The following is a 14,225-nucleotide window of genomic DNA, read 5'->3' as shown; positions in this document are numbered from 1 at the left end:
CCCGTTACAACCGGATCGGGTGCGAGCCGAGAAAACCGAACGACTCGTAGAGACCGCCGGCCACACGACCGGTACGTCAGTTGACTCCGTCTTCGCCGTCGCCCCAGTACTCGTCGCGAAGTTCGAACTTCTGAATTTTACCCGTCGACGTCTGCGGGAGGTCGTCACGGAACTCCACACTCGTCGGGCACTTGTAGTGAGCGAGCCGTTCGCGCGTGAATTCGATGAGTTCCTCCTCGGTGAGCTCCGACCCCTCGTCCGTGACCACGATGGCTCTGGGTGTCTCGCCCCACTTCTCGTGTGGAACACCGATAATCGCCGCGACTTTGATGTCCGGATGATCGTAGATCACGTCCTGCACTTCGATGGACGAGATGTTTTCACCGCCCGAGATGATGATATCCTTCTTCCGATCGACGATGGTTATCATCTTGTTCTCGTCCATCGTCGCGATGTCGCCAGTGTGGAACCACCCCTCAACGCGATCGTTGAACACTTCATCGGTCTGTTTCGGCTTATTCCAGTAGCGGTCGAGCACTTGGTTCCCTCGCGTGATCACTTCGCCTTTGGTTTCGCCGTCTAACGAAACGTCGTTCCCGTCCTCATCGACGACGCGGACCTCCGTGTTCAGCGTCTCGAATCCGGGTTTGTTGATGATATCGTACTTGTCGCCGTCCTGAATCCGGCGTCGCGAATTGCTCGTCGTGATGAGCGGTCCCGTCTCCGTGGCACCGTACGCGTGAATGATTCGCCAGCCGAGTTCGTCTTCGGTCCGCCGGATCGTTTGCTTCGGCGGCGGGCTGGCCGCGGTTTCGACGCGAATCGGGTTCTCGCCGCTGGTCGGTACGTCGTGGTTTTCGTGGTGCTCCAAGAGCATGTTGAGCACCGTCGGCGCACCGCCCATGAACGAGATATCGTACTCGTCGATGCGCTCGAAGACGGTCGCGGGATCGAAGTCGCGAACGATGACGTGTTTCCCGCCGATACCGGTGAGACCGTAGATGTGTCCCCAGCCGTTGATGTGGAACATCGGCGACGTCCACAACAGCACGTCGTCGTCCTCGAGTTCCACGTGATGGGAGTGGATCATTGAGTGGTAGTGCTGGCTTCGGTGTGTGTGAACGACGCCCTTCGGATCGCCCGTGGTACCGGACGTGTAGAGAATCGTCGCCTCGTCGTCCTCCGAGATGTCGGGGCGGTCCGGCGACTCGGCCGACGCCGCCTCGAGGACTCGCTCGTAGTCCTCCCAGTCTCCGTCGGCGTTTTCGGCATCGTACGCGATCCACTCGGTGACGTCGTTATCCCCTCGCAGGTGGGTGACATTGCCAGCATGTTCGGCGTCCGTAATGAACACTGTCGGATCGCAGTCATCGACGAGATAGTCGTACTCCTCGGGCTGGAGCCGAAAGTTCAGCGGGACGAACAGCGCACCCAACTGCATCGTCGCGTACAGCGTTTCGATGAAATAGTGCGAGTTCTTCGACAGCAGTGCGACTCGGTCCCCCTTCTCGATCCCCCGTTCGCGGAGCGCGTTCGATAGTCGGTCGATCCGTTCGCCGACTTCGTTGTACGTAAATTCCGTTCCATCGTTGGCGACGATACCGATATCGTCGCCGTACAGGTTGACAGCGCGGTCCAGGAAATCCGTGGTGAGTAGTGGCTGTTTCATGGGTAAACTCGGGTGTCAACACGCCGCCACAGCGTGATATGTAGTAACATCATACACGGCGCATTTCAATTTTTCGGTCTTCACAGCAGTAACGTGGCGCTCTCGCAGCGCTCCGTGTTCTCGTACCGATGAGATATCTCCGTTACTCACCACACGTACTGCAGTTGACGCTATGACTCGGAACGTTGCCTCGTGATTTTCGATCTGTCTCATCGGATTCGCCCGTTTTATGGGGCTGTGAAGGCACCGAACGGACGGATGAGTGTCCGCCTCGACGGAAAGCTGTGTATCGTCGCCGGCGGCAGTGACCTCGGCCGAGCCACGGCGGAGTAACTCACTACGAACGGCGCGCGAGCGACTCCTGTCGTGGGAGAAGCCGGTGTTCGTGCTGTTCTCCGATGGCGATCCGATCACTCGGTCGGCGCGTGACGAACTTCGGGTGCGACTGCCCGACGCCGGTGTGAGGAGGCCGGTAACCGCAGTGGGCGACAGAATCTGGTCGTTTTATCCTTTCCGACCTCGAGCGTTCACGTGATGTCGTACATCTACTTCGAAGACATCGAGGACGGGACCGTCAGAGACCTCGGTAGCTACACGGTTCCGAAAGACGAGATGATCGCGTTCTCCGAGCGATACGACCCCCAACCGATACACGTCGACGAGGCGGCCGCGGAAGCGTCCGTGTTCGGCGAGATAATCGCCAGCGGCTGGTACACTGCGAGCGTCTGTATGCGACTGCTCGTCGACGAATTCCTCGGCAAGGCGGCGAGTATCGGTTCGCCGGGGCTGGACGAACTTTCCTGGTTGACACCCGTGTACGCCGGCGACACCCTGATCGTCGAGAACGAAATCCTCGAAACGCGACCGTCGGGAAGCCGCGACGACCGGGGCTACGCGCGCAATCAGACCCGCGCGTACAATCAGGACGGTGACGAGGTGCTCACTTGGACCGGAACGAATATCATTCTCCGTCGCAACGCCGACTGATCCGGTCCTGATACACGGGTACAGTTTGGCATTCCCTGCAAGTGGCCGCCCGTTCGCGAGTCCCGTCTACGACCATTTCGTCGGTTGTCAGTCACCGTAACGGATCGTCGGCCGCTCTCGGCGAGCCCTCCATCCAGAACGGCCGATAGAATAACTCCGTGAGCGCTCCGCTCTTTTCGCTGACCTGACGGCCTGAATACCGATGCTACTACAAGGATGCATGTTCCTCTTCTATCTGAACATGACGACTGGAGACATCGAAACCGTAGCCGTGCTCGGTGCCGGAAGCATGGGACACGGTATCGCGGAGGTTGCAGCGATAGCTGGCTACAGCGTAACGGTTCGCGACCTCGAGGAGGAACTCGTCGAGGACGGGATCGGCAATATCGAGTGGAGCCTAAACAAGCTCGCGGAAAAGGGACAGATCGACGAATCCGCCGACGAGGTCCTCGCTCGAGTCGAGGGGACGACCGACCTCAAGACGGCCGTCGAAGACGCAGATCTCGTTGTGGAGGCCGTGCCCGAAGTAATGGAGATCAAAAAGGACACGTTCGAGGAAGTCGATCAGTACACCTCGGACGATGCGATCCTCGCATCGAACACCTCCGGACTGTCTATCACCGAAATGGCGACGGCGACCGATCACCCTGAACAAGTCATCGGCACCCACTATTTCAATCCGCCACTCCGGATGGACCTCGTCGAGGTCGTCCACGGGGAACGGACGAGCGAGGAAACAGTCGAACGCGTCCACGAGTACGTCGAATCGATCGACAAGACGCCGATCGACGTCAAAAAGGATATCCACGGGTTCGCCGTCAACAACGTCCTCGTCCCGTTCATGGAAGAGGCGGCGTGGATGCTCGAGGAGGGTGAGACGACGATCGAACAGGCCGACGCCGCGATGGTGTACCAGCGCGGGTACCCCATGGGTCCGTTCGAGCTCGCGGACTACACCGGAATCGACATCAGCTATCACTTCCGCGAGGACTCCGAGTACGAAGCACCGCCGCCGATCGTCGAAAAGACCGAAGCGGACGAGCTCGGGCGGAAGTCCGGGACAGGGTTCTACGACTACGAGGACGGTCCCGGCATCACGTACGAGCCGGACGACAGTGAGGGATTCGACACGCTTCGCGTCGAGGCCAGGATGATCAATGAGGCGGCCCGTCTCGTCGGTGAGGCCGTCGCGACGCCGGCAGATATCGACCTCGGAATGCGTCTGGGCGGTCGGTTCCCGATCGGGACGTGCCGCACCGCCGACAAGATCGGCCTCGATACCGTCCTCGAGAAACTCGAGTCGCTCCACGAGGAGTACGGCGAGGACCGCTACGAACCCCATCCGTACCTCGTCGAACTCGTCGACGACGGTCGGACGGGCGAAGACGCCGGCGAGGGCTTTTACGACTACACCGGCGAGTGGCCCTACCAGTTCCTCGAGATCGAACTCACCGACGACGGCGTCCTCGAGATCGAGTTCGACCGCACCGAGCGGTTGAACGCGTTCTCCGAGGAGATGTTCACCGAGGTCGAGCGTGCGCTGACCGAGGCGAATACGGACGAGGTTTCCTGTGTCGTCTTCTCCGGGGCGGGGGACCGCGCCTTCTCGGCCGGGGCCGACGTCACCGGATTCCTGACGCAGGAGCCAACCGAGATGATGGACGTCGAGGAGTCGATCGAAACCGTGTACAACTTCGAACGCCCGACCATCGCGAAGATCGACGGCTTCTGTCTCGGTGGCGGGTTCGAACTCGCGCTCGCGACGGACATCCGGATCGCGACCGAGGGGTCGCGCTTCGGGAGTCCGGAGATCGATCTCGGGCTCATCCCTGGCGCCGGCGGCACCCAGCGACTCGTCAGGATCGTCGGTGCGCCGCGCACGAAGGAACTCGTCTTTGCCGGGAACCAGATCTCCGCCGAGAAGGCGGCCGACTGGGGGATCATCAACCGTGCCGTCCCCGAAGACGAGTTCGAAGCGACCGTGTCGGAGTTCGTCGACGGAATCGCCAACGGTCCGAAGACGGCGTTAAAGGTCGCCAAGAGAGTTATCAACGAGGGCCAGGACGTCTCGCTCGACGCCGGCATCGCCATGGAGAGTCAAGGCTTTGGTCTTCTAATGACTACTGACGATATGGTCGAAGGTGTCCAGGCGTTCCAACGGGATCGAGATCCGGAGTTCGAATAACGATGACACGAAATGCCGCAATCGTCGGCGGAGGAACCAGCGAGTGGGGAGAACGGGACGCGACGTGGAAGGATCTCGCTCAGGAGGCGGGAAAAGCGACGTTCGACGACGTCCCGGATCTCGCGCCGGGGGATGTCGAGGGACTGTTCGTCGGTGCCGTCCAACCGGAACGCTTCGCCTTCCAGAGCCACGTTGCCCCGGTCGTCGCGGAGCTGCTCGGTATCGACGCGAGCATGATCTCGCGGACGGAGCTGGCCTGTGCGAGCGGCCAGGCCGCACTCCGATACGCGTGGCTGGCAATCGCCGCCGGCCAGCTCGACATCGCGCTCGTCATCGGCGTCGAGAAAATGAATCTCGGGACGGAGTACATGCCGGAGATGCAGTCGAACATGACCAACGTCCTCGATCGAGAGTTCGACGGTGTCAACGGGTTGAACGGGCCGTCCCACTTCGCGCAGTTCGCACAGCGCCACATGCACGAACACGGGACGACGCGCGAGCAACTCGCGATGGTGAGCGCGAAGAACAAGCGCCACGCCGCCGAAACCGACTTCGCGCAATATCAGCAGAAAGTCGACGTGGACGACGTTCTCGACTCGTATCCGATCGCTCCGCCACTCAACCTGCTCGACTGCAGTGGAATCACTGACGGCGCGACCGGCCTCCTGTTAGTCAGCGATGAGAAGGCCCGCGAACTCACCGATACGGCCGCATATATCACCGGGAGTGGACAGTCGTGTCTGAGCAGCAACTCCATCAACAACCTTCCCTCGCTGACGACGTGGCCACAGGCCGGGGAAGCGTCACGGAAGGCCTATGATCAGGCCGGTATCGAGGACCCCCTGGACGAGATAGACGTCGCGGAAGTCCACGACTGCTTCTCGATCAGCGAGATCATCGAGTACGAACAGCTCGGCTTCGCCGAGGAAGGCAAAGGTGGCCAGTTCGTCGAGGACGGCCGGAGCCAACTCGACGGCGACGTCGCCGTGAACCCGCGAGGCGGCCTGCTCGGCTGCGGCCACCCGCTCGGGGCGACGGGCGTCAACCAAGCGCTCGAGATCTATCGACAGTTCGCCGGTGACGTTCCCGACGCGCGGGCAGTTCCTGACAGCCCGGAGACGGGACTTATCCACAACCTCAGTGGCAGCGGTTCGGTGCACAGCGTCATGACGCTTGCGAGGGATCCACAATGACAAACGACGACCCACCACGTGAAACGGTATCGATTCCGGAGGAGATCGAACTTCCGCGGTTGCTCGATTTCTACGAGCTACAGGACTCAGAACACACTCAGATCCACGAGTTCTACGATAACCTCCGTGCGGGAGAGTTCACGACGACTCGTTGCGAAGAGTGCAAGTCGACCCACTTCCCGCCGCGAATCGTCTGTCCGGAGTGTCTATCGGACGGTCTCGAGTACATCTCACTGCCCCATACGGGAGAGGTGTACTCGTTCACCGAAGTCCGGGGGACTGCTGCGATCGGGATGAACGAAGACACGCCGTTCGTCGCCGGAACGGTCGACCTCGGTGACGTACTCCTCTCAGCGCGGATCGATGATGCCGGCTACGACGACCTCTCGATCGGCGATACGGTTCGACTGAAGATCGTCGAGATTGATGACACGATCGATCAAGACCGGGTCTTCTATCGGTTCGAACCGGTCTGATCGGTTAATCGACTCGTTCGTTTCGCACTGGATTCCATCAGCAAAGGAGAGATAGAAATCCGGTGTTGTCTGATCGTTCCGGTGACTGGGTTTTGCGCTCCCGTCCGCCGAACCATTCTCGTATTTAATCATGTAACCGTCTTTCAGATTATAAATGAACTGTGGTAGAGACAACGGTGCGGCATGTATACCACACTCATGATATGAAACAGACACTTCCAATACTATTGACGCCACCGGCTTCGCAGTCTCCAGAAGGGGATGACCACGTACGGTAGGGAGTACTGCAGACCCTGTTTCGTTTACGGTTTATGTATACACAGTATGAACGCCAATCTATCAACAGGGGGTCAGTAGCTGAAAAAAGGTGACGAAGCGTGGAGGAACCGGCCATGCGCAGCCCATCGGAGGCGACGGTTATGACGCTAAACAGGCCCCTGATGAGTAACAGTCCGATGGGACCAACTCTAGCAGCCACTGAAGTCACTGTACACCTGATCGCGTGACAGCGATACGATGAGCGTGTAATTCGTTTCAGTGGCTACTAGCGGAATCACCTCGATCTAGTATTTGCGCGAGTACTGTTCACACGCGACTAACTCGAGCCGATCTGAATTACACTTGTACGTCTGTAAACAATCGCTGTTTCGGAGACGGTCCCCGTCTATGCCGCTCGCGGAAAGCTATAGTAGCCGCTGCAAGTCAATGCACACCTAATCGCACGACAGCTGTGCGATCAGCGTGTAAATAGTTGCAGTTGTTACTATAGTCGTTCTACCGGAGCGTGAACGCGAAGGACACTGGTCAGGGCGATCCTTTGGGCAGTCTTCTCGCCGACGGCTTGTCATCGTATACTGACTCCGTATACGGTGGTTCATAACTCGAAGAGCGACTGTGCGTTCTCTCGAAGAAGGCGGTCGATCGTCCGATACAAAAATCTCCGGACCGCTATCGAAACGCACCGCAGCCAGAACCGGACGGGATGAGCTGTTCTCGGCACACTACACTCGATTTACGGACCGAAATCGAACTCAAACGGCCCGGGTCAGAGTACCGCTACAATCCCAAGGCTTCGCTCGCGGCAGTTGTCTTCTGGATCTCCGTCGTCCCGCCGATGATACTCAGAATTTTCGCGTCGCGATAGTATCGTTCGAGGGGAAGATCGGTTCGGTACCCCTTTCCGCCATGGACCTGAATCGCGTTTCGGGTCACGAACTCGGCCGCATCGCTCGCTACGTACTTCGCCTTGCTCGATTGTCGCGTACTGCCGTTTCCGTCGGCGATCGCCGTCGCGGAATCGTAGACGAGGTGACGCGCGGCGTCGAGTTGCGCATCCATGTCGGCGATCAGCACCTGGACCGCTTGGTATTCTCCGACCGGCTGGCCGCCCTGTTCGCGATCCCCGGCATAGTCGACTGCCTCCTCGAACGCGGCGGTGGCGATCCCGATCCCGATCGCTCCCAGACCCGTCCGAGCCATATCGATCGTTCCCATCGCGATTCGGAACCCCTGACCGACCTCGCCGAGCAGTGACGATTCGTCGACGCCGACGTTCTCGAGCGTGGAGTCGCCCGTTACGTGCCCCTTCATTCCCATGAACTCGGTTCGATCGAACGTGAATCCCTCTCGTTCGTCGGCACCGGGGGTCACGAAGACGCTCACACCGTGCCCGCCCTCGGGCGCGGGTCGCTTGCGAGCGACGACGAGGTGGACGTCCGCGACGCCGGCGTTCGTCCCGAACGCCTTCTCACCGCTGAGGGCGTACCCGTCCTCGTCGGCCTCGGCGACCGTCGACAGTTCGGTCGGCGAACTCCCGGCGTCGGGTTCCGTCAGTAGCATCGCACCGACGGTATCGCCGCTGGCCATCGACTCGAGGTACTCCTCTTTCTGTGCGGTCGTCCCGAAGTTGGCGATGGGAAGCGCCGCGAACGTGTGTCCCTGTATCGTCTCGGCGACGGCACCGCTCGCCTGTGCAATCCGTTCGACCGCCAGACAGTAAGAGACGAAGTCCGATCCCTCGCCGCCGTACTCCTCGGGAAGCAAAATCCCCAACAGTCCCCGTTCGCCCGCCGCTTCGATTACCGCTCGCGGAAACTCGTCTTCTCGTTCGATTCGGTCGGCTTCCGGTTCGACGACTTCCTCCGCGAACGTCGCCGCTCGGTCGCGAAACTCGCGGTGCTCGTCGGTAAGCGCGTTCTCGATGAGGCTCATTACAGTACTACAACCGGGATACACCACTATAAAAGTTCTCGAGCGGGAACAACTCTCGCCCGCCGCCATCGGCCGTCCGTCGCTACTCGAGATTGACGTTGACGTTTTTCGTCTGCGTGTACTCGTGGAGCGCTTCGGTGCCCTGCTCGCGGCCGTGGCCGCTTTGTTTGAAGCCGCCGAAGGGCGTCTGGGGCTGAGTCACGGGGAACTCGTTGATGCTGACCATCCCGTAGTCGAGGTACTCGGCGGTCGTGTGGGCCGTCTTCAGGTCGGCCGTCCAGATTCCCGCCATGAGACCGTACGGCGAGTCGTTTGCGATCTCGATCGCTTCCTCCCGATCGGAGAACTCGATAACTGACAGGACGGGGCCGAAGATCTCCTCCTGTGCGATCGTCATGTCGTTCGTCACGTCGGTGAAGACGGTCGGCTCGACGTAGTAGCCACCGTCCTTGTCAGCGGGAACGTCCCCGCCGGTCGCAACGGTCGCGCCTTCGACTTTGCCGGTCTCGATGTAGTCGAGGACCTCCTGCTGCTGGCTCTCGCTGACCGTCGGTCCCATCTGGCCGTCGTCGTCGATACCGCTTCCGAGCGGTATCGATTCGGCTCGTTCGACGACTCGATCGACGACCTCGTCGTGGACCGACTCGTGGACGAGCAGTCGCGACCCCGCCCAGCACATCTGGCCGGCGTTCATGAAGATGCCGTAGTGGCAGCCGGCGGCCGCGGCGTCGAGGTCGGCGTCCGGGAAGACGATGTTCGGTCCCTTCCCGCCGAGCTCGAGCGTGACGCCGGTAACGTTCTGCGACGCTCGTTCCATGACGCCCTTGCCGACGCCCGTACTTCCGGTGAACGCGACGTGATCGACATCGGGATGTTCAGCGAGCCTGTTTCCGGCAGTGCTTCCGCGACCTGGCACGACGTTCACCACGCCGTCGGGAAGTCCCGCCTCTTTGGCGGCGATCGCGTAATACAGCGCCGAGAGTGGCGTCGTACTCGAGGGCTTGAGAACCGCCGTGTTCCCGCAGGCCAGCGCCGGCGCGAGGCTCCGTCCGGCGAGCTGGAACGGATAGTTCCAGGGGATGATGTGTCCGGTGACGCCGACCGGTTCACGGACGGTGTAGTTTAACCTGTCTCCGGGAACCGGCACTTCATCGCCCTCGATTTTGTCGGTCCAGCCGGCGTAGTAGCGGAACGTGTCGATGACCATGTCCACGTCGATGGTCGCCTCGAACGGCGTCTTCCCGTTGTCGCGGGATTCGACGCGAACGATCTCGTCTTTCCGTTCCTCGATCGCGTCCGCCATGGCGTCGAGAGACGAGCCTCGTTCTCGTGGATCGAGCGATCGCCAGTCGCTATCGCGCTTGACCGCCTCGGATGCCGCGTCGACTGCACGATCGATGTCCTCCTCCGTCGCTTCCGCGACTTCTGCATAGACATCTTCTGTCGCCGGATCTTCGGTCGCGAACGTTTCGCCGTTCGTGGCGGCAGTCCATTCGCCGTCGATATACAGGTCTGTCGGACCGGTGTAACTCATGCAACTGCGTTTTCTCGACGTACCGGTAAAAAGTGTTTGATACCGGCCACATTAGAGGCGACTGTCGAGGGTCGTCTATAAGTTTCCCGTAGCGGGACGGCGCCTAGCCGTCGCGATCGTCGCGCTCGGTCGCACGACGGGCGTTCCGATACCGACGGCAGCGGCGCCTACATGCTGAAGCGGCTGTTCGGTGACGAAGACGCCGAGGAGCGGTGACGTAACCGAGACGGATCGATTGCGGCTCGTTTTCCGTCAGCGTTCGCTTTCTCCGATCAACCGCACCCCGCTGTCGCTTCGACCGCTCCTTGTCCAGTGTTCACAGGAGGTCCAGTTACATTCATATATGGAATTGTTGACATACACAATGGATGCCGTCCACGAGCGTACAGCAGTTCGTGATACCGACCGATCTCGAATCGCCACGGGCCAAACTCGTCTCCCTCTCCCTTCGCCGGACGAACGCGTCGACGGCGTCCGAACTCCGGCGACTACTGGGGACGTCCAAACTCGCGCTGTTCCCGCTCCTCTCGTCGCTCGCCGGAAACGACTACGTTCCCGGACGGAGGACGATATATCTGCCAGTGAGGACGCGTCCCCCACTGCGTCGACAGATCGCGTGGCGGTCATCGGCGCGTCGATGACGAAGTTCGGCCAGCGTGCGGGAGAGTGGATCACGGACCTCCTCGCGAGGCGAGTGCTGACGGTGCCCACTGTCACAGAGGGGCAGCAAATCGACTCGTTCACGCCAGCTGAAGATTTCGCTCACACCTTCCCGTTCGTCCTGTAAGGTATGTCCCGCCGAACCAGCAATTTTATATGTGACAGCACACTTTCACGATACGCGACTCGCGCTGAACGCATAGCCGTTCGAACGGTGGAGCATTCGATCGCTGCGACGTTCTCCCGTTCGAATAGCGGCGTGACAACCGAAACCGATGCCGAACGAGCGCGAAGGCTGAACCAGGCTCGGGAAGAGAACACCAATGAATGACAACGACTTCGATAGCGACGAAAGCACGGCGGACGGACAGTGTGAGACGACTGACCTCGAGAATGCGCTCTCGACGGGTGCGAGGCCCGAACTGCTGGCCCATCCCTACCGGCGGGGGATCCTACAGTACTTCGTCGACGCCGCCGACGAGACCTCGTCAGTCGGCGATGTGACGACGCATCTTGTCGACCGGGAACGCAACCGAACGGGTGACCGGCCGGACCGCGACCGGATCGAGATCGCGCTCTCCCACGTTCACCTGCCGAAGTTAGCCGAAGCGGGGATCGTCGAGTACGACGTTCGGTCGAGGGGGATCCGATATCGGCGTGACGGCTGCCTCGAGGAACTGCTCGAGCGACTCCGTTGTGACCGTCCGGTGGACGAGTAACTCTCGCACTCCCTCGGGGAGCGCACGCGATCGGTTCATTGGTGCGACAGTTCCGGTCCGAGACTTCCCGCTAGCGAACACCGACGAACCGGCGGACCGGTACTCGAGGGGCGTCGATACAAACACTTTTGATCAGTCCTCGAGTCGTCCCGTGTATGCAGGTCACAGTACTCGGAGCCGGGAGCATGGGCCACGGAATCGCACAAGTATCGGCAATGGCGGGCCACGAGGTCGTCCTGCGGGACATCGAGGAGGACCTCGTCGAGGACGGTCTCGAGGGCATTCGGAACAACTTGCAGGGCGGGGTCGACCGGGACAAACTCACGGAAGAGGAGATGGAGACGACCCTCGAGCGCATCGAGGGGGCGACCGACCTCGGGGACGCCGTCGCGAACGCCGATCTGGTCGTCGAGGCGGTGCCCGAGGACATGGACCTCAAACAGACGGTCTTCGCGGACGTTGAGGACGCGACCGGCGAGGACACCGTCATCGCCTCGAACACCTCCTCGCTGTCGGTGACCGAGATGGCCAGCGCCCTCGAGCGCCCCGAACGCGCCGTCGGACTGCACTTCTTCAACCCGCCCCACATCATGGATCTGGTCGAGATCGTGATCGCCGAGCAGACCGACGAGCGCACGGAAGCGTTCGCCGTCGACTACGTGCAGGGTATCGAGAAGGAGGACGTCGTCGTCCGCGACACGGCCGGCTTCGCCACCTCGCGACTCGGACTGGCGCTGGGTCTCGAGGCGATCCGGATGGTCGAGCAGGGCGTCGCTAGCCCGGCCGACATCGACGAGGGGATGGAGATCGGGTACGGCCACCCGATGGGGCCGATCGAACTGACCGACCACGTTGGACTCGACGTCCGCCTACACATCGCCGAACACCTCCGCGAGGAACTCGGCGAGCGGTTCAAGCCGCCGCAGTCGCTGCGCCGGAAGGTCCGCGCGGGCAAACTCGGCAAGAAGACCGGCGAGGGCTACTACGTCTGGGAGGACGGCGAACGCGTCGGCACGAGCGGTGACTGGAGCGAGTAGTCTCGGGACCGAACTCGATCCGCTATCGATCGAGGCCGACGTCGTCGATCGGCCGCAGTACGCGCCGCTCACCCCAAACCGGCAGCGATCCGTCGTTCGCACCGACTCGAAGGCGCGACGGGTGCCGATGGCTCCGCCGGGGAACCGCAGCCCCACCGAGACGAGGTGGATCCGCGTTCGTCACGCCTAGAGGAACGACCCCGCCGAGTCCCGGTGTTCGTCAGCGGTCGCCCAATCAAATCGGGAACCGCTCTGGCATGTGTATGCTACACTATACCAAAAGGTATAACTGCTCCCTCGGAGAGTCCTCATTCGGGCGTTAGCTAATGGATATTCAAGCTGCAGTGATACGCGAAGAGGGCGGGTCGTTCGAAATAGAAGACGTGACTCTCGAGGAACCACAGGAAGACGAAGTGCTCGTCCGCGTCGTCGGATCCGGGGTTTGTCACACGGATATGATCGTTCGAGACCAGCTGTATCCGACGCCGCTTCCGGCAGCACTCGGACACGAGGGTTCCGGCGTCGTCGAGGCGGTCGGATCGAACGTGACGAGCGTCGAGCCTGGCGACCACGTCGTCATGAGTTTCGACTACGACGACACCTGCCCGAGTTGTCGGGACGGCCATCCCGCGTTCTGTGAGTCGTTCTTCGAGCACAACTTCAGCGGCGCTCGACCGACAGACGAGACGTCCCCAATCTCCCAGGATGGGGACCGGATCAGCGGCCGGTTCTTCGGTCAGTCCTCGTTCGCCACGCACTCGATCGCGACCGAACGGAACGTCGTCCCCGTCGCCGACGACGTTCCGCTGGAGTTGCTCGGCCCGCTGGGATGTGGCATCCAGACCGGTGCCGGCGGCGTGATCAACTCGTTAGACCCGCAGGCGGGCTCGTCGATCGCCGCCTTTGGCGCGGGCTCCGTCGGCCTTTCGGCCGTTATGGCCGCCGACGTCAAGGGATGTACCGAGATCCTCTCCGTCGATCTCAAGGAGAATCGGCTGGAGAAGGCGCGGGAACTCGGCGCTACCGCGACGATAAATCCCGATGACGTCGACGACGTGGTCGAAACGGTCCGCGAGCGTACCGGTGGCGGCGTCGAGTACGCGTTGGAGACGACCGGCGTGCCGGCCGTCGCCGAGCAGGCGACCGAATCCCTTACCCAGCGGGGGACGCTCGGTGTCATCGGCGCCCCGGCACTCGGTACCGAGGCCAGCTACGACGTTAACAACCTCATCTTGAACGGACGCACTATCACCGGAATCGTCGAAGGCGATGCCGATCCGCAGCGATTCATCCCGGACCTCATCGAACTGTATCGACAGGGGGACTTCCCCTTCGACGAGCTCGTCACGTACTACGATTTCGAGGAGATCGAACAGGCGGTCGAGGACTCAGAGAACGGAGAGACGATCAAACCCGTTCTCCGAATGAGCGACGTCTGAATCGGCGGAGACGATCAACGATCGTCCCGTTTCGACGAAGTCCCCGCGACGACGGTTATCGGCCGCCAACGAAACATGTTCGCGGAGACCGTTATGAGTCTGCTGCAGTAACGAA

12 protein-coding genes are annotated in these 14,225 nt (G+C 61.2%); 9 read left to right on the top strand and 3 right to left on the bottom strand.

Annotated features, from left to right (window positions below; genetic code table 11):
* Positions 1-76: 76 nt before the first annotated feature.
* Entirely contained in the window at positions 77-1,669 is a 1,593-nt protein-coding gene (locus PGX04_RS01395; protein ID WP_273736875.1) for a long-chain-fatty-acid--CoA ligase, read from the bottom strand.
* Positions 1,670-2,203: 534 nt separating this feature from the next.
* Between PGX04_RS01395 and PGX04_RS01390 the strand changes: the two genes are divergently transcribed.
* From PGX04_RS01390 to PGX04_RS01375, 4 genes are all read left to right on the top strand, one after another.
* A complete protein-coding gene (locus tag PGX04_RS01390) occupies positions 2,204-2,656 on the top strand; it encodes a MaoC family dehydratase (protein WP_273736874.1) in 453 nt (150 codons plus the stop codon).
* 241 nt (positions 2,657-2,897) lie between these two features.
* Positions 2,898-4,841: a 3-hydroxyacyl-CoA dehydrogenase/enoyl-CoA hydratase family protein gene (locus PGX04_RS01385; protein ID WP_273736972.1), complete on the top strand. Its 1,944-nt coding sequence runs from the start codon at positions 2,898-2,900 to the stop codon at positions 4,839-4,841.
* 2 nt (positions 4,842-4,843) lie between these two features.
* The gene (locus PGX04_RS01380) at positions 4,844-6,034 is read left to right on the top strand and encodes a thiolase C-terminal domain-containing protein (protein ID WP_273736873.1); all 1,191 of its coding nucleotides are present in this window, start codon (positions 4,844-4,846) and stop codon (positions 6,032-6,034) included.
* Positions 6,031-6,510, top strand: coding sequence for a Zn-ribbon domain-containing OB-fold protein (locus PGX04_RS01375; protein ID WP_273736872.1), 480 nt, complete (start codon positions 6,031-6,033; stop codon positions 6,508-6,510). Before PGX04_RS01380 ends, PGX04_RS01375 begins: the two co-directional genes overlap by 4 nt.
* A gap of 1,056 nt (positions 6,511-7,566) precedes the next feature.
* On the opposite strand, the gene PGX04_RS01370 is transcribed toward PGX04_RS01375, so the two are convergent.
* Together PGX04_RS01370 and PGX04_RS01365 are read right to left on the bottom strand one after the other, a co-directional pair.
* Positions 7,567-8,721 (bottom strand): acyl-CoA dehydrogenase family protein, encoded by a 1,155-nt coding sequence (locus PGX04_RS01370; protein ID WP_273736871.1) that lies wholly within the window; start codon positions 8,719-8,721, stop codon positions 7,567-7,569.
* 82 nt (positions 8,722-8,803) lie between these two features.
* Positions 8,804-10,255 (bottom strand): aldehyde dehydrogenase family protein, encoded by a 1,452-nt coding sequence (locus tag PGX04_RS01365; RefSeq protein ID WP_273736870.1) that lies wholly within the window; start codon positions 10,253-10,255, stop codon positions 8,804-8,806.
* 616 nt (positions 10,256-10,871) lie between these two features.
* Between PGX04_RS01365 and PGX04_RS01360 the strand changes: the two genes are divergently transcribed.
* From PGX04_RS01360 to PGX04_RS01340, 5 genes are all read left to right on the top strand, one after another.
* Positions 10,872-11,042, top strand: coding sequence for a hypothetical protein (locus PGX04_RS01360; protein ID WP_273736975.1), 171 nt, complete (start codon positions 10,872-10,874; stop codon positions 11,040-11,042).
* A 196-nt stretch (positions 11,043-11,238) separates the two neighbouring features.
* Entirely contained in the window at positions 11,239-11,634 is a 396-nt protein-coding gene (locus PGX04_RS01355) for a DUF7344 domain-containing protein (protein WP_273736869.1), read from the top strand.
* A 155-nt stretch (positions 11,635-11,789) separates the two neighbouring features.
* Positions 11,790-12,671, top strand: coding sequence for a 3-hydroxyacyl-CoA dehydrogenase family protein (locus PGX04_RS01350; RefSeq protein ID WP_273736868.1), 882 nt, complete (start codon positions 11,790-11,792; stop codon positions 12,669-12,671).
* A complete protein-coding gene (locus tag PGX04_RS01345) occupies positions 12,655-12,861 on the top strand; it encodes a hypothetical protein (protein ID WP_273736867.1) in 207 nt (68 codons plus the stop codon). Before PGX04_RS01350 ends, PGX04_RS01345 begins: the two co-directional genes overlap by 17 nt.
* Before the next feature lie 136 nt (positions 12,862-12,997).
* Positions 12,998-14,110 carry an NAD(P)-dependent alcohol dehydrogenase gene (locus PGX04_RS01340; protein ID WP_273736866.1) on the top strand — a complete coding sequence of 371 codons (1,113 nt, stop codon included), beginning with the start codon at positions 12,998-13,000 and terminating at the stop codon, positions 14,108-14,110.
* Positions 14,111-14,225 lie beyond the last annotated feature (115 nt).

It is taken from the genome of Natrinema soli, from assembly GCF_028618695.1.
Note: the sequence above shows the minus strand (reverse complement) of the source record. Positions and strands in the feature narration are given on the sequence as shown.